Annotated in this window: 18 protein-coding genes and 1 pseudogene; 5 read left to right on the top strand and 14 right to left on the bottom strand. The window is 62.3% G+C overall.

What is annotated here, in order from left to right:
* Positions 1 to 95: 95 nt before the first annotated feature.
* Entirely contained in the window at positions 96 to 1,142 is a 1,047-nt protein-coding gene (locus BSIN_RS07340) for an alpha/beta fold hydrolase (protein WP_089339992.1), read from the top strand.
* Positions 1,142 to 1,678: a cytochrome P460 family protein gene (locus tag BSIN_RS07335; protein ID WP_089340007.1), complete on the top strand. Its 537-nt coding sequence runs from the start codon at positions 1,142 to 1,144 to the stop codon at positions 1,676 to 1,678. Before BSIN_RS07340 ends, BSIN_RS07335 begins: the two co-directional genes overlap by 1 nt.
* A 142-nt stretch (positions 1,679 to 1,820) precedes the next feature.
* Here the strand turns inward: BSIN_RS07335 and BSIN_RS24925 are convergent.
* The 6 genes and pseudogenes from BSIN_RS24925 to BSIN_RS07305 form a co-directional block, all read right to left on the bottom strand.
* Positions 1,821 to 1,925 (bottom strand): annotated as a pseudogene (locus BSIN_RS24925) (hypothetical protein); the annotation flags it as partial.
* 536 nt (positions 1,926 to 2,461) lie between these two features.
* Positions 2,462 to 3,199 (bottom strand): OmpW/AlkL family protein, encoded by a 738-nt coding sequence (locus BSIN_RS07325; RefSeq protein WP_089339991.1) that lies wholly within the window; start codon positions 3,197 to 3,199, stop codon positions 2,462 to 2,464.
* Between the two features lie 284 nt (positions 3,200 to 3,483).
* The gene (locus BSIN_RS07320; protein WP_089339990.1) at positions 3,484 to 5,493 is read right to left on the bottom strand and encodes an acyl-CoA synthetase; all 2,010 of its coding nucleotides are present in this window, start codon (positions 5,491 to 5,493) and stop codon (positions 3,484 to 3,486) included.
* Entirely contained in the window at positions 5,490 to 6,446 is a 957-nt protein-coding gene (locus BSIN_RS07315; RefSeq protein WP_089339989.1) for a fumarylacetoacetate hydrolase family protein, read from the bottom strand. Before BSIN_RS07315 ends, BSIN_RS07320 begins: the two co-directional genes overlap by 4 nt.
* A gap of 37 nt (positions 6,447 to 6,483) precedes the next feature.
* The gene (locus tag BSIN_RS07310; RefSeq protein WP_089339988.1) at positions 6,484 to 7,554 is read right to left on the bottom strand and encodes a VOC family protein; all 1,071 of its coding nucleotides are present in this window, start codon (positions 7,552 to 7,554) and stop codon (positions 6,484 to 6,486) included.
* Positions 7,555 to 7,564: 10 nt separating this feature from the next.
* Positions 7,565 to 9,244 carry a bifunctional 3-(3-hydroxy-phenyl)propionate/3-hydroxycinnamic acid hydroxylase gene (locus BSIN_RS07305; RefSeq protein ID WP_089340006.1) on the bottom strand — a complete coding sequence of 560 codons (1,680 nt, stop codon included), beginning with the start codon at positions 9,242 to 9,244 and terminating at the stop codon, positions 7,565 to 7,567.
* A gap of 139 nt (positions 9,245 to 9,383) precedes the next feature.
* Here BSIN_RS07305 and BSIN_RS07300 point away from each other — a divergent pair, with 139 nt between their 5' ends.
* Positions 9,384 to 10,130 (top strand): TetR/AcrR family transcriptional regulator, encoded by a 747-nt coding sequence (locus BSIN_RS07300; RefSeq protein ID WP_069235558.1) that lies wholly within the window; start codon positions 9,384 to 9,386, stop codon positions 10,128 to 10,130.
* A 339-nt stretch (positions 10,131 to 10,469) separates the two neighbouring features.
* On the opposite strand, the gene BSIN_RS25195 is transcribed toward BSIN_RS07300, so the two are convergent.
* Together BSIN_RS25195 and rpoD are read right to left on the bottom strand one after the other, a co-directional pair.
* Positions 10,470 to 10,808 (bottom strand): MFS transporter, encoded by a 339-nt coding sequence (locus tag BSIN_RS25195; protein ID WP_143757374.1) that lies wholly within the window; start codon positions 10,806 to 10,808, stop codon positions 10,470 to 10,472.
* A 677-nt stretch (positions 10,809 to 11,485) separates the two neighbouring features.
* Complete coding sequence (gene rpoD / locus BSIN_RS07285; protein ID WP_245637152.1) at positions 11,486 to 13,699, bottom strand: RNA polymerase sigma factor RpoD; 2,214 nt, start codon at positions 13,697 to 13,699, stop codon at positions 11,486 to 11,488.
* On the opposite strand from rpoD, the gene BSIN_RS07280 reads away from it, so the two are divergent.
* Complete coding sequence (locus BSIN_RS07280) at positions 13,590 to 13,931, top strand: hypothetical protein (protein WP_089340005.1); 342 nt, start codon at positions 13,590 to 13,592, stop codon at positions 13,929 to 13,931. The two genes, rpoD and BSIN_RS07280, sit on opposite strands and share 110 nt — an antisense overlap.
* A 45-nt stretch (positions 13,932 to 13,976) precedes the next feature.
* On the opposite strand, the gene dnaG is transcribed toward BSIN_RS07280, so the two are convergent.
* The 4 genes from dnaG to BSIN_RS07260 form a co-directional block, all read right to left on the bottom strand.
* Positions 13,977 to 15,851 carry a DNA primase gene (dnaG, locus tag BSIN_RS07275; protein ID WP_089339985.1) on the bottom strand — a complete coding sequence of 625 codons (1,875 nt, stop codon included), beginning with the start codon at positions 15,849 to 15,851 and terminating at the stop codon, positions 13,977 to 13,979.
* A gap of 94 nt (positions 15,852 to 15,945) precedes the next feature.
* Positions 15,946 to 16,392 carry a GatB/YqeY domain-containing protein gene (locus BSIN_RS07270; RefSeq protein WP_089339984.1) on the bottom strand — a complete coding sequence of 149 codons (447 nt, stop codon included), beginning with the start codon at positions 16,390 to 16,392 and terminating at the stop codon, positions 15,946 to 15,948.
* Positions 16,393 to 16,570: 178 nt separating this feature from the next.
* On the bottom strand, positions 16,571 to 16,783 hold the full coding sequence (rpsU, locus tag BSIN_RS07265) for a 30S ribosomal protein S21 (protein ID WP_004190342.1): 213 nt from the start codon (positions 16,781 to 16,783) through the stop codon (positions 16,571 to 16,573).
* A 69-nt stretch (positions 16,784 to 16,852) separates the two neighbouring features.
* A complete protein-coding gene (locus BSIN_RS07260; protein WP_089339983.1) occupies positions 16,853 to 18,076 on the bottom strand; it encodes a BaiN/RdsA family NAD(P)/FAD-dependent oxidoreductase in 1,224 nt (407 codons plus the stop codon).
* Positions 18,077 to 18,201: 125 nt separating this feature from the next.
* On the opposite strand from BSIN_RS07260, the gene tsaD reads away from it, so the two are divergent.
* Complete coding sequence (gene tsaD, locus BSIN_RS07255) at positions 18,202 to 19,242, top strand: tRNA (adenosine(37)-N6)-threonylcarbamoyltransferase complex transferase subunit TsaD (protein ID WP_089340004.1); 1,041 nt, start codon at positions 18,202 to 18,204, stop codon at positions 19,240 to 19,242.
* A gap of 338 nt (positions 19,243 to 19,580) precedes the next feature.
* Here the strand turns inward: tsaD and folE2 are convergent, their stop codons facing one another.
* Together folE2 and dxs are read right to left on the bottom strand one after the other, a co-directional pair.
* Positions 19,581 to 20,390: a GTP cyclohydrolase FolE2 gene (gene folE2, locus BSIN_RS07250; protein WP_089339982.1), complete on the bottom strand. Its 810-nt coding sequence runs from the start codon at positions 20,388 to 20,390 to the stop codon at positions 19,581 to 19,583.
* A gap of 110 nt (positions 20,391 to 20,500) precedes the next feature.
* Positions 20,501 to 22,408, bottom strand: a complete 1,908-nt coding sequence (gene dxs / locus BSIN_RS07245) for a 1-deoxy-D-xylulose-5-phosphate synthase (protein ID WP_089340003.1) — start codon at positions 22,406 to 22,408, stop codon at positions 20,501 to 20,503.
* Between the last annotated feature and the right edge of the window lie 19 nt (positions 22,409 to 22,427).

Genomic DNA, 22,427 nt, shown 5'->3' with positions numbered 1-22,427 from the left:
TCCGATCACATCGCCGGCTGATCACCGTCCGAACAGGGTGGGGGAATTTTACTTCGACACTTCTGGGGAAATTACGTCCGACGTTGACACGAATCATGCCCGATGCCGTGAATACCCGACGCCGCCTGATCCTAGGCACGACGCTGGCCGGCCTGAACCTTGCTGAACTGGGATTCGGCAGTCCGGCCCGTGCGCAATCGACGGCCGACGAGCCGCGGACGAATCGCGCGAGCGGCGGCAGCGCGTCGTTCGACACGATCCATCAGATCAGCGCAGGCGTGCTGAACGTGGGATATGCACAATCCGGTCCGAAGGACGGCCCGGCCGTGTTTCTGCTGCATGGCTGGCCCTACGACATCCATAGCTACGCCGATGTCGCACCGCTGCTCGCGGCCGCCGGCTATCGCGTGATCGTCCCGTATCTGCGCGGCTACGGCTCGACGACGTTCGCTTCGCCGGATACGCCGCGCAACGGTCAGCAGGCGGCGACGGCCGCCGACATCGTCGCGCTGATGGACGCGTTGAAAATCGATCGCGCCGTATTCGGCGGCTACGATTGGGGCGCGCGCACTGCCGATATCATCGCGGCGCTATGGCCGCAGCGTGTCAAGGCGCTGGTATCGGTGAGCGGCTATCTGATCGGCAGCCAGGAGGCGAATCGCAAGCCGCTGCCGCCGAAGGCGGAATGGCAATGGTGGTACCAGTTCTACTTCTCGACCGAGCGCGGCGCGCTCGGCTATGCAGAAAACCGCGATGCGTTCAACAGGCTCATCTGGCAGCTCGCGTCGCCGAAATGGCAGTTCGACGACGCAACCTATGCGCGCACTGCGGCGGCGTTCCGTAATCCCGATCACGTAGCCGTCGTGATTCACAACTATCGCTGGCGCCTCGGGCTCGCGAACGGCGAAGCGCAATACGACGAAATCGAACGGCGTCTTGCCGCCGGACCGACGATCACGGTGCCAACGATCACGATGGAGGGCGACGCGAATGGCGCGCCTCATCCGGAGCCCGCCGCGTATGCGAAGAAATTCACAGGCCGCTACCAGCATCGCACGATTAGCGGCGGCATCGGCCACAACCTGCCGCAGGAAGCGCCGCAGGCGTTCGCCGATGCGATCCTGCAGGTGGAGCATCTATGATGCGCCCGGCAATCAATATCGGGCTTCGCAGTTCGGCTCGCGCGCTCGCGGCGGTCGCGCTGCTGGCCGGCACGCTTGCGGCGAGCGGTCCGGCCGCGCGCGCCGGCTCGTCGAAACCGGCCACGTCGCCGATCTACGGCGTAACGATTCCGTCCGGCTATCGGAAATGGGAAATGGTCGCGCCTGCCGAAGAAGCCGCACCGCTCGACGAATTGCGCGTGGTGCTCGGCAATCCGGTCGCGATCCGCGCGCTCGAGCAGGCAACGTTGCCGTTCCCGGACGGCACGATCCTCGTCAAGCTCGCCTACAAACGCAAGCAGTCCGACGAATTGCCGACGGCGACAGTGCCCGGCCAGGCGACGACCGTGCAGGTAATGGTGAAGGATTCGCGTCGCTATCCATCAACGGGCGGATGGGGGTTCGGGCGCTTCGTCAACGGCACGCCCGCCGATATCGGTCAGCATCAGACCTGCTTCGCGTGCCATCAGACGCGCGTGAAGAATCACGATTACGTCTTCACGCGGCTCGCGCCATGACTTGAATGCCGCTTCGTTGCCGCGCCGTCTCGGGCGTTTCGCGGGGCGCGGCAACCTATGCACGCAGAGCTTCACGCTTCATCAGCCGGAGCACACGGCGGCGGTGCGTTTCATCGGGCTTACCGAACTTCGCTTGTCAGGCATACGGGCTATATGTCGCGATGGCCAGACGCTTCGCCACGTCGGCCACCGAGTGGTCCCGCTCGGTTACCTGTTTAACAGCCTCAACGTTGAACTCATCCGTGTACGCTTGCCGCTCATGCCGACCTCTCGGTTGCCGTGGATTACGGCTCGAAGAGGCTGACGAAAGGCCGGCCGGTCCAAACAGCTATGCGCCGGTAAACTCATCCTCCATCGCTTCTGCAGGTCTCCGAGCGCGATCTCGCGGTGCTTGCCTGTAACGGGTATTCCCAGAATGTACATTCTGGCTTTGCCGTACACCGGGTAGATCAGCGCCGCGCCGAGCGACGCATGCCCGAGCGGCACCGCATAACCTCGACGCCTCATGTTCATGTTGGGTAATTGCCGTCAATCCGTTTTGTGCCTTTCAAAGGTCGACATTCGGAATTCGATACGTTGCAGGAGCTCTTGTGCGGCAAGATCGCAAACCATCGTTTCTCACGCGCCGCGAGATTGTCCAATTCGTGCTAAGCACGAGTGGTGGATTGACTGGCGAGATATCAACGTTACTGAATAGTGCGGCCAAGCAGACCGCCAGCCAGCGATCCAATCCCATGAAAATCAAGAAAGACTCTAAGGTCAACCAATGAGAATCCGCGAACGCTAAAACGTATAAGCGATGTCGAGGTGTGTAACGAGCGGATTCACCTTGACACGCATCTTTGTCACGATATCGACGCCTGTTGCGGTCGTGGCATTCGTCGTCAACGTGGTCGACAATGGGATGTAGGACAGCGAAGCGTTGATCGACCAATGCTTGCTGAACGCATAGTTCGCACCGAACTCGAACGTCGGGTTCCACGATGGACTCAACGACGCGCGGCTCGAACAGGCGGGGCCGCACGTCGCGTCGAGGAACGATCTACTGACGATGTGCGTGTCCGAGTACCATGTGTAGTTGACGCCTAGTCCGACGAATGGCCTGAGCTTTGCATCGGCCGCAAGGAAGTGATATCTCACTTCGAGGACAGGCGCCTGCGGCTTCGTTTTGCCGATTACCCCGAACGAGGCCAACGATCTGCTGCCGATCAGGTCGGTCGTGAACGGCGTGCCAGCCAGGAACGCGACACCAATATTGTCTGTAACGAAGTATTCCGCCATCAAGCTTGCGGCGTCCGATACGCCGGCGTGAGCGCTAGTCCCGCTCTGCTGCTGATTCGCCGGCGCACCCGCGATACTTTCGACGACAATCGGATCCGCGTCTCCCTTCGGCATGACATGCAGCCAGCCGACTCCCAGTTGCAGCTTGCCACTCGACTGCGCGTTCGCGTGACTGGCAATCGACGCGGTACATACAAGTGCCGCCGTGCTAACCGTTCTGACAGTTTTCCTGAATCCCATCTTGTCTCCTTCCATTGATGAAGCGACCTGTTTCGCAGTGCGCCCTTATCGAATCTCCGCTGTCGGCCGTCTTTGACCTTGTCGCAATTTAAGACGCGTCATCTGATACGATGCCGCCTTTCACTCCTCCGTAATTAAATTGGAAGTACTAAATTAATGCCTGAAAAAATGACGGCGTCGAACCAATGAGCCGCCTATATAAACCTCAAGGGAGGCATCGGCTTTGCTTGCGCGCGGCGGCGTCGCCGCTCAATTAGCAGTTGCGAGTGCGCTCGATGTCGGCATTATCGGTTCCGAGCATGATCGGTCCGTCCGTTGTCAGGTTGTGCATCTAATGGAGACTGCACTGTCGTATCGATCGTGAATGCGAACGGAAAGCGCCCCAGCACGGCACTTGCCTGTGCCTCTAGCGCCGGGTCCACAAGGGCGACCTGTACCGATACACCGCGCAGCGCATCGCTTTCGACCGTGACACGAGCATTGGTCATGCCGGCTGCGTAGAGTGCGGAGCGAAGCGCGTCGGCAGTTTCCCGTCGCTTCAACTCCGGTTTGAAGATCTTTCCTACGGCCGTCAATGGCATCGCGTCGACGATCCGGATCTGCTTCGGTAGTGCGGCTCGTTCGCCGATTTCTGCGCGCATGAATTCCGCGAGATCATCTTCGGACGCACGTGCGCCCGCCTTGAGCTGCACATACGCCACCGGCAACTCGCCGGCATGCGCGTCGGGTCGACCGACGGCTGCGGCGATCTGAACCGCAGGATGGCGATGTAGAGGCGCCTCAATCGTCGCTGGATCGATGTTGTGACCGCCTCGGATTATCAGATCCTTTTTGCGGCCGGTGAGGCGGAAATAGCCGTCTTCGTCGCAACACCCAAGGTCGCCCGTGTTCAGCCAGCGGCGACCATCGCCGAGCTCCACCCAGAGATCCCGGTTTTGTTCCGGCTGTACGTAACCGGCAAAGACGTTCGGGCCGGCGATCACGAGCAGGCCGACTTCACCCGGGACGCAGTCGCGGAGGTAACGGCCGTCGTCGTCGATAACGACGGCTTTCATCATCTGGCCTGGGATGCGCAACCCAATCGATCCTAGGCGGCGCTCACCGAACGGCGGGTTCACGCTGCTTACACACGCCCCTTCCGTGAGTCCGTAACCTTCGAGAATCCGGATCCCGGTCCGCTCCTGGAATGTGCGGAGCACCTCGATCGGCATCGGGGCCGCGCCACACAGCCCGTATTCGAGAGAACCGATGTGTCTGTCGCCGATCGGCACGTCGAGCAGTGACGCATAGAGCGTGGGCACGCCGCTGAAGAAGTTGATGCGATGGTGCTCGACCAGTTCCCAGAAACGCCGGACGACACCTTCACCGCGATACCCCTGCGGCGTGCCCAGCACGACGTGGGCTCCGCGTGAGAACGGCACGAGCCCGGTCGCCAGAACGGCATTGACGTGGAACAACGGCAGGCCGCAGAAAATCGTCTTGCCGGGGCCGATACCGGCGCCGAAGAACTGGCCGACACTCCACGCATTGGCAACTTCGTTGCCGTGGCGGCGCATTGCGATCTTCGGCAATCCGGTCGTGCCACCAGTACAGAAGAACGACGAAAGATCCTCGGGGTCGAAGTGGCGAGCGCTGTCGAGTGCCACCTCCGACTCACGTGCGATCGACCGGCCGAAGTCGTGGAGGCCGATTTGCGCGGGCACCGCGCTCCGAACACCGCCCGAGCCGTGCAGCCTCGCGCACTCCCGCAGCTGCAACAGGCGCGCCACGAATCGTCTCGGCCCGCGCACGCGATCAGCCAGATTAACGAGCACCAGATGCCGCAGCGTACCGACTCGGTTGAGCACCGGCTGCACTTTCGGCCAGAGATCGGTGCCGGGAAACGGCGCCAGCGTCACGAGTACTTCCACCTTCGCCGCGTTCAGCAATTCGGCAATTGCAGCCGGCTCCAGAAGCGGGTTGATCGCGCAGACGATGCCTGCCGCCTCGCCGCCCCAGATGACGAAATGCGTTTCGGGCAGGTTCGGCAGGATATAGGCAACCACCGTGTCTCGGCGCACGCCGACGCGTGCGAAAAAGTTCGCGGTGCGCGTGATGTCATGAACCAGTTCGCGATAACTCCAGCGCACCGCGTTGCGATGATCGTCGGCACGCAGGAAGAACGACAGCGCGGGCGCGGACGGATCGAGCGCGGCACCGCGGCAGATCATCTCGTATGTGCTGGCCGGCAAATCCGCCGGCGGGCCGCTTGCCTCGATCGCGACAACGTCCGCTTGATTGGCGATCCCGTTCATGCGACTTCGTCCACGATGCAATTGCGTTGCACGCCGAGATCGATCAGCCCGTCCGCGCTGGCGATGCGCGCTTCGACGATGTCTCCGCTCCGTAGATACTGGCTTCTTCCTGCCTGAATTTTCATGAACATGCGCCACTTGGCAGCCTCGGGCAGCAGCGCCGCGATTCGCTGCTTCGCTGGCGACGGAACGCTTAACGCACAACCGGACGGTGTGCCGGTCGCAATCAGGTCGCCGACATGCAGGTCATGCACACCCGACAGTTCGGTTAGCGTTGCGGCGGGTCCATAGACGAGATTGGCCGTTGAATCCTTCTGCCGGACCTGTCCGTTGACCGTCAGCGTCAGGTCGAGCGCACGAAGCTTCGGGATGTCGCGCGCCTCCAGCATGCACAGGTAAGGGCCGACCGGGCCGAACGTCCGGTAACTCTTGCCTTTGTAGAACTGCATCTCCGGGATCTGCACGTCACGGGCCGAATAGTCGTTCACGATGACGACGCCGGCAAGGTACTCGTGCAGATTCGCGTCAGTGATCGTCTGACAGGCGATGATGTCACGCTTCATCACGAGTCCCAATTCGATCTCGTAATCGAGGAAGCGCACTCGTCGAGGCCGCACGACGGGCGAATCCGCCGGCACGATGCAGCTTGGCGCCTTCGTAAAAATCATGTTGAAGGTCTTTACATCGGGGTTCATGCCAGATTCGATCATGTGCTGGCGATAGTTGGCGCCCTGACACACGAATTGCTGATTGCGTGTGATAGGCGACAGCCACTCCACGTCCGATTCCGGAATCGTCGGCCCGGACAGTGCGGCCAATACGTCGATGCGGTTCCCGCGGATGAAGTCGGCCGTTGTCTCGAACTCGCCCGGAATCGGCGTGATCGCGCCTTGCCGGATGACGCCCCACTGGGCATGGCCTTGATGCTTGTAATGCAGAACGTGCAATGACATGAATGTGCCTCGAATGACTGGACGAATCGGCAATGCGTCACGCGAACAGCTTGGCGAGCGTTTTCAGCTTGCCGACCGTCACGTCGGGACTGCGCCGGAGACTGCGCACGAGCGCGGCTACGCTGGCCAGCGTGAACTTGGGTTTGGTGAAGCTGCGCGGCATGGCCTGCCCCCACTGGGACATCGCTTCGCGGCTGACCGCATGCACCCCCATCGGCAACTCGGACGTGAACAAATCGCCGTCGCAGTAATGCTCATGCTTGTCGCCCCACGGGTCCTGCCAATAGTCGAAGATTTGGCTGCCGAGGATGTGCCGCCCGATGCCCCATGCATGTGTCCAGCCCTTGTCGCGCAATACACGCTGGCCCATGCCGACCGCGTCGGCGTCCACGACCTCGTAAGCGCTGTGACTGTAGAGCGGCGCGAAGCCCTGAGCCAGCGCGAGCGTGTGATGGTCCGCCGGCGTCGCGCCAAGATCGAGTCGCATGAACGTCACCGCAGGCGAACCGTCGGGCAACACCTGCACGTCGCTCGGGATGAAACCGAAATGCTGGGTGTACCACGCGCAGGTTTGCTGGAAATCCGCCAGCTCCAGCACCACGTGCCCGAGCTTGATCACCTCCGGCGGCTCTTGTGGCGGGCGTTGCGTGTCGTTGATGCGGGGGGTGCCATCTGTCGTGTTGAGCAGCAGAGGCGGCCGGTGCGGCAACGGGGCAGCCTGCGCTTGCCCGAACACAGCATCGACGCGAAAGCCGGACGGATCGACGAGACGCACGCGATGCCCGCCACCCGGCCAGTCCGACGCCTCGACATCGGATGCACCGGGCACGCGCGCGAGCGCATGCAGATCTTCGATGCGATTCACGGACAGACCAAAGCCGACGAAGCGGGCTTTGGACGCCTTTCGGACAGCGTAGCAAAACGGCGCCGGCCCGGTGCCGCGTAGGAACATGCGCTCACTGTCGCGCGAAACGGTCCGAAGCCCGAAGTCGTTCAGAAATTGCTCGGCTTTGGCAAGGTCGGGACGATCGAAAATCAGGTATGCCAGCGCAGACGCTTTCGTTGTGGGACGCACATGGCGAGCCGGTTGCGGTGTAGTCAGTTGCATGTCCAAGGCCTCAGGCAGAAGATTGGGCAGGTTCGGCGACGGACGACGTCATGCCGATCGGTGTGCCGAGCAGAGCCAAGCTCTCGGAAACCAGACGATTCGCTTCGCTCGCCGGTCCGTCGTGGACGACCACCCGGTCGGGCCGTACCACGGCGGCCCAGCCGAACGGCACGGCGCGCGGCAAGAACACGCCTTCGAGATCCTCCCAACTACCGCTCGCCGCAAGATGCAACCGCTGCCCGCGATGTGCGATCTGGATGATTGATCCACCGGCGGCGGCAAACGCCGCAGCCGTTCCGTCGTCGAGTGCTGCGCCTGCGTCGCGACCAAACCCGATCAACGTAAGACCCGAGCCCTGGACGTCGTCGCTCAGACAGGTCCGGCCATCTGCGCCACGCACCCAACCCTGCGGCAAGACCGCACCACGCACCAATCCGGACTTCGTGCAGCCTGCAACGAAGAGCCCGCGCCGGCACGCGTTCCCGGGTTTGATCTGGAGTTCTTCAAAATAGGCACGCCACTTCGGCACGAGCCGAGTTGCGCGCATCAGGCCGTGCGTGAACAGCGCGACGCCGGCGTTACGCGGCATCACCAATCGCCCCATGAACTTCGCGAATCGAATCATCGCCTTCACATGAGGCCGCCGTTCCTGGTCGTAAGTGGCGAGAATTCGCGGCGCCGCGTGCCCCCTTATGACCAATGCGAGCTTCCAGCACAGATTGGCGGTGTCGCGCAGCCCTGCGACGAGCCCCTGTCCGACAAAGGGCGGTGTGATGTGTGCCGCGTCGCCCGCCAGGAACACGCGCCCCTGGCTGAACGCATTCACCGTTCTCGCATGAAAACGGTAGACCGCCTTGCGCTCGATCACCATGTCGTCGACATTACCCCAAGGCGCGAGCAACTCGCGAATACGCGCGTCGGACTCCATCTCCTCGCGCGTCTCGCCGGGGCGCAGCATGAATTCCCAGCGCTCGCGCGCTCCGGGCGCCGCCATGTGCGGCGTCGGCCGCCGGTGATCGCAAATGAATTCGACGTGGTCGATCGGGCGGGGGACGTTGCGGGCGTCCACGATGAGCCAGTCCTCCGTGAAAGTCTTGCCCTTGAATGCCTGCCCGATCAATTGACGAACGAGTGAACTTGCACCGTCGGCGCCGACCAGGTAACGAGCCCGGACTTTATGGGTATATCCCTGTCCCAGGTCCAGCGTCGCCGCTATCGCCTCTTGCCCCGAGTCGATGCTGCGCAGTGAGACGCCGAGCGCCGCCCGCGCGCAGCCGTATTGCTGCAGGCGGCGGCGCAGGCATCGTTCGAGATCCGGTTGATAGAACGTTACGAGCTTCGGATGCCCGTCGATGCTGCCCAGCGTGTTGGCCTTGCCAAACTCTCCCAAGAGCGGTGAACGCATCCGCACGCAAGGAATCGCCACGGTTTCCAGCTCGTGCTCCGTCACGCCGATGAGTTGCAGAATGCGCAACGCCTCGTTATCGAGGGCGATGGCCCGGGGTGCCATGTAGATGCCGGTCGCCTTGTCGATCACGAGCACATTCACGCCGTAGCGCGCGAGCAGATTGGCTGCCGCGGCTCCGACCGGCCCGAAGCCGACGATCAGTACATCGACGTCCGAAGGCAGATTTTCGACGACCTTCCGGTCAAGGCCGAACTGCGCCTCGGAGCCGGCATCCAGCTGCACATTTGTCTCCACAAGCACTCCATTGAGCGATCCGTCCGGCTCGGTTCGGCCGGTAAATGATATTCAACTCATAACTGATAATTTTGTCAACAATGATGTTTGAATCTATACTTGAGATTCGATGCACGACTGTGATGCCATGCCAAATTCATTCGAGTCCCGCGTGGGCAAGCGCGCGCCAGAGGGCACGCCTGATACCGTCGCCCCGGAGCGCGAGCCGCGCGGTGCCCGCCGTAAGCGCGAAACACGAGCACGGCTGCTTGAAGCGGCGCTCAGGCTGATGTCGGAAAAAGGGGCGGAAGGTGTGGCGATCAACGAGATCACCGAGGCGGCCGATGTCGGGTTCGGCTCGTTCTACAACCACTTCGAATCGAAGGAAGCGATCTATGCAGCGCTCGTGGAGTGGGTGTTCGAGGAATTTGCCGATACGCTCGACCGTGCCACAGCAGATTTGTTGGATCCCGCCGAGGTCATTTCAGTATCAGTTCGACACACGTTGCTGCGCGCGCGACGTGAACCCGTCTGGGGGCAATTCCTGATTCGGGAGGGTTTATCTGCGCGTGCGTTGAGCCAAGGGCTCGGACAGCGGCTGCTGCGGGACGTGCAGAAAGGTGCCGCCGATGGACGGTTCGATGTCGCGGATCCGCTGATGTCCGTTCTTTCTGTTGGCGGCACGGTCCTCGCCGCGATTGCCGCAGACTTGCAGTTCGCCATACCTTCCAGCCCTATGGCGCATGGATTTGGGACACTTGGATTCGGCAACGAAGACTTCCCGGAGCGGACTGCGAGTGTCCTGCTGCAAACACTCGGGCTCTCCCGCGTCGAGGCTCAAGAGATCGCTCACCGACCGTTGCCGGCCGTCTCGATAAGCGCGCATGCTCTGTAAGGGGTAACAGGCCGAACAATACTGTTGTGGCGAAGGGTGCGTCTGCGGATCTGGGAAAACAATATATAAAGTGCATTGGATGGGCTTATCGCTTGCGCCGCGCATGATCTCCAAGACGACCGGTCTGCGACACTGACGTCCGAATGCAATGGTCGCTCGCGTGGCACAACGGACTTTCGGCTCGATTTCAAGGCCCCAATGCGTTGCGCAATGCGACAACGAGTCAATCCGGCTAGTTTCGTCCATCTCTGCTAATCGTGGTTCATGACGTGGTTAATGCAAGCACGGACGAACCGCACGCGCCCGCCCACGGATGAAGGGGCTGCTCATCGATGGCTTTCACACGATTGGTTGACGTTCGATAAACGCGGCCGGATAGAGTTTGCCGTAGGCGCCAGCGAGCTCCTCATCCGAGCGCTTTAGAAGTGACTTCGCGTCCGCATTCCGGAGCAAAAGGGCCGTCGATATCAGAATCAGTGCACCGGAAATCGCGACGCCGGTCGTCGCGCCGCTGTGCGCGACGACGAAGCCCATCGTTTGCGTCGCAAATGGATTAAGGCACGACGATAAAAAAACCACTCCGGCGGTCATGCGCGATCGAAACGCCGGTGGCCTTGCCGCAGCGCGCAGCGTGCTGACGTTGATATTAAAGACAGCGAAGCCGATTCCCCCGATCACGAAACATGCACATAAGATGGGGATCCGCGCCCCCGTCGACGCGATTGGGTCAGGGTCAACTTCCCCCTTAAACGCAAAAAACCCGCGAAGCCTTTCAGCTACGCGGGTTTTCAGATGTCTCCGAACATCCCGAGACAGATATTTGGTGGGCCCCCCGGGAGTCGAACCCGGCACCAACGGATTATGCTTACCAACTATGGCTTTCGCCACCCCTTTCGAGTTTGTGGTCTGGACTGTCTCTTGTCTTTACGACCTGCCCGTCCAGTCTCTACACGTTCTCTCTATCGAGAGCTTCGCTCGGGATTGCCACGCCGCGCACCTACCACCTAGCAGCAGAGGTTTCCCCGAATTTGAGCAGTTCTACCGCAAAGCAGAGTGAACTTACTCTGCGGCAACCCGTGTTGTGCCGCCCGTACCCGCAAGGGCCGTAGGGCAACACTGATCAAGTCCGCTGCTCTAACCAAGCATGAGCTAGAGGCCCAGAGCGCAAGATTGTACCCTACCGACGCTCGCGCAATACAGGGATCTTTCGTATCGAAGCATAGTAGCCGCAATTGCCGAAAAAGCCCCGATCAAAAAAAGCCCCGGCCATACAAGCCGGGGCTCGTTGTAACCGTTCACGAATAAACCGCCGCCATTTTTTACGCCACGGCGGCGGCAATCGCGATTAGACGCGCTTAGTTTCCTTCGAGGAAGGACTTCAGCTTGTCCGAACGGCTCGGATGACGCAGCTTGCGCAGCGCCTTCGCCTCGATCTGACGAATCCGCTCACGCGTGACGTCGAACTGCTTGCCGACTTCCTCGAGCGTGTGATCGGTGCTCATTTCGATACCGAAACGCATGCGCAATACTTTCGCCTCGCGCGGCGTCAGCGAATCGAGCACGTCCTTCACGACGTCGCGCATGCTCGCATGCAGCGCGGCATCCGCCGGTGCGACCGTGTTGGTGTCCTCGATGAAGTCGCCGAGATGGGAATCGTCGTCGTCGCCGATCGGCGTTTCCATCGAGATCGGCTCCTTCGCGATCTTCATGATCTTGCGGATCTTGTCTTCCGGCATCTCCATCTTCTCGGCGAGCGTGGCCGGATCCGGCTCGAGACCGGTTTCCTGCAGGATCTGCCGCGAGATGCGGTTCATCTTGTTGATCGTCTCGATCATGTGAACCGGAATACGGATCGTGCGCGCCTGGTCCGCGATCGAGCGCGTGATGGCCTGGCGGATCCACCACGTTGCATAGGTCGAGAACTTGTAGCCGCGACGGTACTCGAACTTGTCCACGGCCTTCATCAGGCCGATGTTGCCTTCCTGGATCAGGTCGAGGAATTGCAGACCGCGGTTCGTGTACTTCTTCGCGATCGAGATCACGAGACGCAGGTTCGCCTCGGTCATCTCGCGCTTCGCCTGGCGTGCCTTCAACTCGCCCGCCGCCATCTGGCGATTGGTTTCCTTCAAATCCTTCAACGGCAGCACGACGCGCGCCTGCAAATCGAGCAGACGCTGTTGCTGCTCATGGATCGCCGGAATGTTGCGCAGCAGAACGGCACTGTATGCATGCCCTTCGCTTGCGATCTTTTCGGCCCAACTGAGATCGGTCTCATTGCCCGGGAAGCGCGCGATGAATTCCGAGCGCGGCATCCCGCACTTGTCGACGACGATATGCAGGATCTGCCGCTCGACCTGACGCACTTCGTCAACCTGCGCACGCAGCGTGTCGCACAGACGCTCGACGGTACGCGCGGTGAAGCGGATCGACATCAGCTCGTTCTGGATCGTTTCCTGCGCCTTCAGATACGACTTCGACTTGTACCCTTCCTTCTCGAACGCGCGACGCATCTTGTCGAACCATTCGCTGATGAGCGCGAACTTCTCGAGCGACGCGCGCTTGAGCGCCTCGAGCTGGGCCGCATTGGCGGTGGCCTGGGCGGAACCGTCGTCGTCGTCCTCTTCCTCTTCTTCGTCCTCTTCGGCTTCCTCGCCTTCCGCCTCGATTTCCTCGGCATCCTTCTCGGAGAAGCCGTCGGTATCTTCCGCGTTCGGATCGATCAGGCCATCGACGAGTTCATCGACGCGAATTTCCTCGTTCGCGACACGCTCGGCCATCGCGAGAATATCGGCGATCGTGGTCGGGCACGCGGAGATCGCCATCACCATGTGACGCAGGCCGTCCTCGATCCGCTTCGCGATCTCGATTTCGCCTTCGCGCGTAAGCAGCTCGACCGTGCCCATCTCGCGCATGTACATCCGCACCGGATCGGTCGTGCGGCCAAACTCGGAATCGACAGTCGACAGCGCGACTTCCGCCTCTTCCTCGACCTCATCGTCGGACGACGCGGCAGGCGCGTTGTCGTTCAGCAGCAGCGTTTCGGCATCGGGCGCCTGCTCGTACACAGCGACGCCCATGTCGTTGAACGTGCCAATGATTCCTTCGAGCGCTTCAGTCTCGGTGAAATTGTCCGGCAGGTGATCGTTGATCTCGGCATACGTGAGGAAGCCACGCTCCTTGCCAAGCTTGATCAGCGCGCGCAGCTTTGAACGCCGCTCTTCGAGCTCTTCGGCGGTGCCGGGCTGGCTCGTCGCGAACGCTTCCTTCAGCAGCGCTTTTTCCTTCGCGCGGCGATCTCGCGCCTTGGCCTTTTCGCCCTTACCCGCCGCAGCGACAGGCTGCTGCTCGTCGCTTTGGTTTGCGTCGTCATCGACGGATACTTCGTTCAGCTTTTTCGTCATGGAGTTCGCCGTACCGGCTAAATCGACTCGCGGCTGCTTGACTACAGCCGGTTGGACCGTGGATCGAGCAACTGCCGTTTCGTCCTGCCCGGCTGCCGCTCCCCTGAGGCTTTTCGCACTCGCCCGCGCCGAAGCCGGCCTGACGGCCGCCTTCGCCCCGGACTTCACAGTGGCCCGCGATGCGCTGACCACTGGCGCCGGCGCAGCCTTCGCGGTGCCGGCCGCGGTTTGCTTGCCCGCCGAAGGCGTCGCGCCGGCCGAAGACGACTCCACGGAAGAAGCCGCGGTTTTGGCTGCCTGGCCCCTCAGGGCCGCTTCGGCTGCCTTGCCCGCCGCTTTTTCCCCGCCGGTAGTCTTTGCCATCGCGAAATTCACCTCAGATCAGAAAACAAACCGCTGAAAACCTTATATTATAGCACGTTGAGGTAGCCCCTCCCCGGCCGGTTTACAACCCCAGCCTTCGCTTCATGTCTGCCAAGTTGTGATGTAAGTCCTTGATTTCCGCCAATTCCTCGGCAGTGGGCGTCGATCGCTTCGACAAAGTGTTGAGCCTGTCGCGGCACGCGTCGTAGCGCATTTTGAGCACCGCTGCCTGAAGTTCCTCCGCAGCAATCCGTTCCTGCTCGCGCCCGCTCTGCAGCGCGTCATCGCCCTCCGGATTCTGTAGCATCAAGTCGCGGACATTTTCATCATAGACCAGAATTTCCTTGAAAATTTCGTCGTACGTGGCCGAGTTAACCGAATTACGTAATACATCCGACAGCAGCCGGAACTCCGCTGCGTCGCCCAGCGCGCGCGCATGAGCGATCACTTCGTCGAACAATTCGCCATTTCTCGGCAGCATGCGCAGCGTATTGACGCTTTCATCGTCGAGCACCGCCGCGATGCGCGGATGCATCACCAAATTGCGCAGCGCGCGCTTTTCGTTGTCCGTCACCCGCCGCCTATCGCTACGCGCAGGCGCCTGACGGGCCGGCGCGGCAATACGCGCATCCACGTCGATCAGCGTGGCGACCTCGTCGAATGCAATGCCGAGGCGATCCGCGAACATGTGCATGATCTGCGCGCGCAACGCGTTCGCGGGCAGCGCCTGCAATAGCGGCTTCGCATCATAAAGCGCCTTCGCGCGCCCTTCCGGCTGGTCGAGTTCCTTACCCGCGATCGCCTCATTCAGCAAAAACTGCGACAGCGGCATCGCCCGCCTCACCTGCTCCGAAAAAGCATCCGCCCCGAATTCCCGAACGTAACTGTCCGGATCGTGCTCGGCGGGCAGGAACAGGAAGCGGATCGTCCGATTGTCAGCCGCATAGGGCAAGCACGCCTCCAGCGCACGCCGTGCGGCGCGCCGGCCAGCGGCGTCGCCGTCGAAACTGAACACGACGGTATCGGTCTGGCGCAGCAGCTTTTGCACGTGGATCGGCGTGCACGCGGTACCGAGGGTCGCGACCGCATTCGGAAAACCGAGCTGCGCAAGCGCGACCACGTCCATATAGCCTTCGACGACAAGCACGTACTTATGCTCGCGGATCGCGAGCCGGGCCTCGAACAAGCCGTAAAGTTCGCTGCCTTTATTAAATAAAGGCGTCTCGGGAGAATTCAAATACTTCGGCTCGCCGCCATCGAGCACGCGCCCGCCGAAACCGATCACCTGCCCTTTCACATTGCGAATCGGAAACATAATCCGTTCGCGGAAACGGTCGTAGCGGCGCGCAACGCCGCTCGCATCGGTTTTCTCGCTGACGATCACGAGGCCGGCATCGACGAGCGAATCGTGGCGGTAGTCATCAAACGCCACCTCCAGATTCTGCCAACCGTCCGGCGCGTAGCCGAGCCCAAAACGCAAGGCGACCTCACCCGTCAAGCCGCGCCGCTTCAAATACTGGATCGCGTTCGGCGCGCCGCGCAATTGCTTGCGGTAGAAGTCGCACGCCGTCTGCATGACGTCCGACAGCGCGGCCGTAACCGCCTTCGATGCGGCAGGCGGGGGCGCATGACCATCGCCCGCGCCGCCGCCGCGCAACGGCGAAGGCTCGTGCGGCACCGTAAGTCCGACGGACTGCGCAAGTTCCTGCACGGCCTCGGGAAACGTGAGCCCCGCATGCTCCATCAGAAAACCGATTGCCGTGCCATGCGCACCGCAACCGAAGCAATGATAGAACTGCTTGGTCGGGCTGACCGTAAACGACGGACTCTTTTCGTTGTGGAACGGGCAGAGGCCCATGAAATTGGCGCCGCCCTTCTTGAGCTGCACATACCGGCCGACCACGTCGACAATGTCGACGCGGTTCAGCAGATCCTGCAGAAATGAGTGCGGAATCACCTTTGAATCAATCGGAAGAGGCGCCGGCCGACGCACACCGCCGCGGCCCATAAGAGCCGTTTGACAGGCGGGCGCGCGTCGCGCCGGCCGGGGGTTATTTCGACAGCGCCGCCTTGACGAGTGCGGACACGGCGGTCATATCGGCACGCCCGGCCAGCCTGCCCTTCAGCACGCCCATCACCTTGCCCATGTCCTGCGGGCCGGCCGCGCCTGTCTGCTCGACGGCCGCCTGCACTTCAGCCGCCACCTCGGCTTCCGAGAGTTGCGCCGGCATATACGCGGCAAGCACCGTCACCTCGGCCTGCTCTTTAGCGACAAGGTCGGCACGCCCCGCCGCCTCGAACTGACCGATCGAATCCTTGCGCTGCTTGATCATCTTGTCGATGACTGCGGTAATGCCGGCGTCGTCGAGCGTCACGCGCTCGTCGACCTCGCGCTGCTTGATCGCGGCCAACAACAGGCGGATTGTCGCAAGACGCTCGCTTTCCTTCGCGCGCATCGCGGCCTTCATGTCTTCGCTGATCTGCTCTTTCAAACTCATCACACACCCGGTATGAAAAATCTCACGCGCCGCCACCTTGCGGCATCAACACAAAAACCCGCTTGAGACATTTTCCCAAGCGGGTTTGCACGCTTTGCCCTTTTGCAATTCGGGCATCGATGGCCCGCGCGCCAGGCGCCGGCCATCGAGACGCCGCCTGGCAAGCCACGAGGAATACTCAGTAGAGCTTTTTCGGCAGCATCTGGCTGCGGATGCGCTTGTAGTGGCGCTTCACCGCAGCAGCCTTCTTGCGCTTGCGCTCCGCGGTCGGCTTTTCGTAGAACTCCCGTGCGCGCAACTCGGTCAACAGACCGTTCTTTTCGATCGTGCGCTTGAAGCGGCGCATCGCAACTTCGAAAGGCTCGTTTTCCTTAACGCGGATGATCGTCATGATCCGTCACAAAATATTGTATTGCGGGAAAAGGACTTTTGAGTATAGCAGAGGCTGCGCACAAACGCACTAATCCGTCAAGTCTCGAGTGAAGTCCGCAGCGGCCCGCCCTGCCGCAACGCCCGACGCCCACGCCCACTGGAAGTTGTAGCCACCGAGCCAGCCCGTCACGTCGAGCGCCTCCCCGACGAAAAAGAGGCCCGGCACCCGTGCACTCATCATCGTCGCCGACGACAGTTCGCGCGTATCGACCCCGCCTTTCGTCACCTCCGCCTTCCGGTAGCCTTCGGTGCCGTCCGGCGTGAGCGTCCAGCGCGACAACGCGCCGCCGAGCGCGCGCAGTGTCTTGTCGGGCAGGTCGGCCATGCGCGCATCAGCACGCACGCGCGCCGCCACGAGCCACGCGTCGGCAACGCGCGCCGGCACCCATTCGGCAAGCAATGTGCCGAGTTGCCGCCGCGACCCCGTTTTAGCATTGATCAATTCGTCCGCCGCGTCGATTTGCGGAACGAGATTGATGTGAATCGGCTCGCCCGGACGCCAGTAGCTCGAAATCTGCAGGATGCCCGGCCCGGACAACCCCCGGTGAGTCAGCAAGATATCTTCGACGAACTCGCCACCGCCTTTTTTCGGCCCGGTCGACACCCGTGCCTCCAACGATACGCCCGAGAGCGCCGAGAACGGCGCCCACGCATCGGCCGCGAACGTCAGCGGCACGAGGGCCGGCCGAGTGTCGATCAGCTTATGACCGAATTGCTTGGCGATCCGATACGCGAAATCGGTCGCACCGATCTTCGGAATCGACAGCCCGCCCGTCGCGACGACGAGCGCGCGCACCGCGATCGTGCCCGCACTCGTATCCAGCGCGAAACCGCCGGCCTCGGCTCGCCGGACCGCCTCCACCGATACCGGCCGCCGCCACGCGACGCCCCCCGCTTCGCATTCGCTCTTCAGCACATCGATGACCGCATCGCTCGAATGGTCGCAGAATAGCTGCCCCTTATGCTTTTCGTGCCATGTGACCCGGTATTGCTTCAGAAGTCCGAGAAAATCGCGTGGCGTATAGCGCGCGAGCGCCGATCGACAGAAATGCGGATTCGACGACAAATAATTGTCCGGCCCTGCGTACAGGTTCGTGAAATTGCAACGGCCGCCGCCGGAGATACGAATCTTCTCCGCGAGCCGCGGCGAATGATCGAGCAGCACGACGCGCCGGCCATGCCGGCCGGCGACCGCAGCCGTCATCATCCCGGCAGCGCCCGCGCCGATCACTGCGATATCGAAATTTTCCATGGCGCGGATTGTACCCGTGACGCACCGGCGCCCCGCGCACGGGCAGGCTACGCGTGCGCACTGGTATACTTTTCTGTTACGTCGATTTCCCGGCCGCGCCTGGCTCGCGGCCTTTGAACACCACCATGCTCGTTCTAGGCATCGAAAGCTCCTGCGACGAAACCGGCCTTGCGCTCTACGATGCCGAGCGCGGCTTGCTCGCACACGCGCTCCATTCGCAGGTCGCGATGCACCGCGAATACGGCGGTGTCGTCCCCGAACTGGCATCGCGCGACCATATTCGCCGCGCGCTGCCGCTGCTCGAGAACGTGCTTGCCGCGAGCGGCGCACGCCGCGAAGATATCGACGCGATCGCATTCACGCAAGGCCCGGGCCTGGCAGGCGCGCTGCTGGTTGGCGCGAGTATCGCGAACGCACTGGCGTTCGCGTGGGACAAGCCGACGATCGGCATTCATCACCTCGAAGGCCATTTGCTGTCGCCGCTCCTCGTCGCCGAACCGCCGCCGTTTCCCTTTGTCGCGCTGCTCGTTTCGGGCGGCCATACGCAGCTGATGCGCGTTACCGGCGTGGGCGTCTACGAGACGCTCGGCGAAACGCTCGACGATGCAGCCGGCGAGGCGTTCGACAAAACCGCGAAACTCATCGGCCTGGGCTATCCCGGCGGGCCGGAGGTGTCGAAGCTTGCCGAGGCCGGCACGCCGGGCGCAGTCGTACTGCCACGGCCGATGCTGCATTCCGGCGATCTCGACTTCAGCTTCAGCGGACTGAAAACCGCCGTGCTCACGCAGATGAAGAAGCTCGAAGCGGCCCATACGAGCGGCGCGGCACTCGAGCGCGCGAAAGCCGATCTCGCGCGTGGCTTCGTCGACGCGGCTGTCGACGTGCTTGTCGCGAAATCGCTCGCCGCCCTGACGCAAACGCGGCTCAAGCGGCTCGTCGTTGCGGGTGGTGTCGGCGCGAACCGGCAGTTGCGCGCCGCGCTGTCGGCAGCCGCGGCAAAATGCGGCTTCGACGTTCATTACCCGGACCTGGCGCTTTGCACCGACAACGGCGCGATGATCGCGCTCGCGGGCGCGCTGCGGCTCGCGCGCTGGCCATCGCAGGCGAGCCGTGATTACGCATTCACCGTCAAACCGCGCTGGGATCTGGCTTCGCTTGCGCATTGAGCGCAACGCCCTTTGCGGTAGACGAAATCCGGCGGCTCTTTTTTATGCCGGCGCCGCGCGGCCGAGACAGCGGCCGCACTCGGCGTTCACCGCGCCGGCATGACAGCAACGGATACACGCTGCTGACATGTCCGCGTATCGCCGTATGACGCAACGGCCACGCTGCCAACCGGCGCGCATGCGCCGCACGCCGGCGGTCGCCCAGCACGGCATTCGACAATGACAACCGCGCGCCCCCCACAGACGCCCGATCGATAAACCACGCCCGAAACACGAAGGGCCGTTCGCAATGAACGGCCCTTCTCGTGCAGCATAAGACGTAGCGCGGCGCGTACTATTTACGCCAGCAAGCGCTTGTCGCGCTCGATCAACGCGTAGGCGCTGTGATTGTGAATCGACTCGAAATTCTCGGCCTCGAGCACATAAGCGACAATCCGCTCGTCGGCGTCGAGCCGCTTCGCGATGTCCCGCACCAAATCCTCGACGAACTTCGGATTTTCGTAGGCCCGCTCGGTGACGAATTTCTCGTCCGGACGCTTCAGCAGTCCCCACAGCTCGCACGACGCCTCTTCCTCGGCAATCCGAATCAACTCCTCGACGGGCACGTCGGCAGCGAGTTCGGCGTCGATCGTCACGTGCGAGCGCTGATTGTGCGCGCCGTATTGCGAGATCTGCTTCGAGCACGGGCATAGACTCGTCACCGGCACCAGCACCTTCGCGAACAGCCGCGTCACGCCGCCGCGCATGTCGCCGGTCAGCGTCACTTCGTAATCGAGCAGGCTGCGCACGCCCGACACGGGCGCGGTCTTGTTCACGAAATACGGAAACGACACCTCGATGCGCCCCGCCTGTGCCTCGAGCTTCTCCAACATCGTTGCAAGCATCGCGCGGAACGAATCGGCCGTCAGCGGAGCGTCGTTCGCCTCGAGCAGCGCGACGAAACGCGACATGTGCGTGCCCTTCTGATCGGCTGGCAGATGCACGTCGAGGTTCCACATGCCAACGCTCGCCTGCGTATCGCCCGTGGCGGTGCGCACCGTCAGCGGATGGCGCACGGCACGCACGCCGACGCGCTGAATCGGCAACTGCCGGGTATCGACCGTGCTTTGCACGTCGGGCATCGCAAATTCGGGATTCATTTGGTTCATCTTATTTGATCCTCGTGAGGTCACATGCAGCGCAACCGCTAAAAATGCGACATGGGCCCGCAGGCCCATGTGGATTCGGATTTCTTCCGGAAAAAGGCGTCGCGCGGCACCTACGCGACGCGCTTCGCTTGGCTCGCGACGCTCGCCGCATGGGCCGGAAAGCGCGCCCGCACCGATTTCTCGATACCGTCGGCGTCGAGGCCGCATTGCGACAGCAGCTTCGCCGGATCGCCGTGATCGATAAAACGGTCGGGCAAGCCGAGTTGCAGCACCGGACGGACCACGCCGCTTTCCATCATCGCCTCGACGCACGCAGAGCCCGCGCCGCCCATCACGCAACCTTCCTCGACCGTGACGAGATAATCATGCGTTTCAGCCAGCTCGCGCACAAGCTCGGCATCGATCGGCTTCACGAAACGCATGTTCGCGACGGTCGCGCCGAGTGCGTCGGCAGCCGCAAGCGCCGGCGCGACCATCGTGCCGAACGCGAGAATCGCGACGCGCTTGCCTTCCGGCTGCGCTGTACGACGCCGCACCTCGCCCTTGCCGACCGGAATCGCGGTGAATTCCTTGACGGTGGCCACGCCCGTGCCCGCACCGCGCGGGTAGCGCACGGCGGTCGGATTCGGCTGCTGCAGCGCCGTGTGCAACATCTGGCGGCACTCATTCTCATCCGAGGCGACCATCACCGTCATGTTCGGAATACAGCGCAAGAACGCGAGATCGTATGCACCCGCGTGCGTTGCGCCATCCGCACCGACGAGGCCCGCGCGATCGATCGCGAACACGACGGGCAGATTCTGCAGCGCGACGTCATGAATCAATTGATCATAGGCGCGCTGCAGGAACGTCGAATAGATCGCGACGACCGGCTTCAGCCCTTCGGTCGCGAGACCGGCCGCGAACGTCACCGCGTGCTGCTCGGCGATACCGACGTCGTAATAGCGATCCGGGAAGCGCTTTTCGAATTCGACGAGCCCCGAGCCCTCGCGCATCGCCGGCGTGATGCCGACCACGCGCGCATCGAGCTGCGCCGCATCGCACAACCATTCGCCGAACACCTGCGTGTAGGTCTTCTTGGCAGGCGCCGTCGACGGCTTGATCCCTTCAGCCGGATTGAACTTGCCGGGGCCGTGGTAAAGCACCGGATCGGCTTCCGCGAGTTTGTAGCCCTGCCCTTTCTTCGTGACGACGTGCAGAAACTGCGGGCCGCGCAAATCCTTGATGTTCTGCAACGTCGGGATCAACGAATCGAGATCGTGACCGTCGATCGGGCCGATGTAATTGAAGCCGAACTCCTCGAACAGCGTCGCGGGCACGACCATGCCCTTCGCATGTTCCTCGAGTTTGCGCGCAAGCTCGAGCATCGGCGGCGCGACGCTCAGCACCCGCTCGACGCCCGCGCGCGCGGCCGCGTAGAAGCGGCCCGATATCAGCCGCGCGAGGTGGCGGTTCAGCGCGCCGACGGGCGGCGAGATCGACATGTCGTTGTCGTTCAGAATCACGAGGAGCTTCGCGTCCTCGGACACGCCGGCGTTGTTCATCGCCTCGAACGCCATGCCGGCCGTCATCGCGCCGTCACCGATCACCGCGATCGAAAACCGGTCGCGCTCGCCGTTCAGCTTGTTGCCGATCGCCATCCCAAGCGCGGCCGAGATCGACGTGCTCGAATGCGCGGTGCCGAACGTATCGTATTCGGACTCCGAACGGCGCGGAAAGCCGGAGATGCCGCCGAACTGGCGCAGCGTCTTCATGCCGTCGCGGCGGCCGGTCAGGATCTTGTGCGGATAGGTCTGGTGGCCGACATCCCAGACGATCCGGTCACTCGGCGTGTCGAACACGTAATGCAGCGCAATCGTCAGCTCGACCGTGCCGAGATTGGACGACAAGTGGCCGCCCGTCTTCGATACGCTATCGAGAACGAACGCGCGCAGCTCGTCGGCGAGCGGCTGCAGTTGGCGACGATCGAGACGGCGCAGATCCGCCGGGTCGTCGATGGTTTTCAGCAAGTCGTACATCGTCGTTCCATTGTAGGAA

This window comes from Burkholderia singularis (assembly GCF_900176645.1).
In the GTDB taxonomy this organism is placed as follows: domain Bacteria; phylum Pseudomonadota; class Gammaproteobacteria; order Burkholderiales; family Burkholderiaceae; genus Burkholderia; species Burkholderia singularis.
This window is presented reverse-complemented; position numbering and strand designations above follow the sequence as displayed.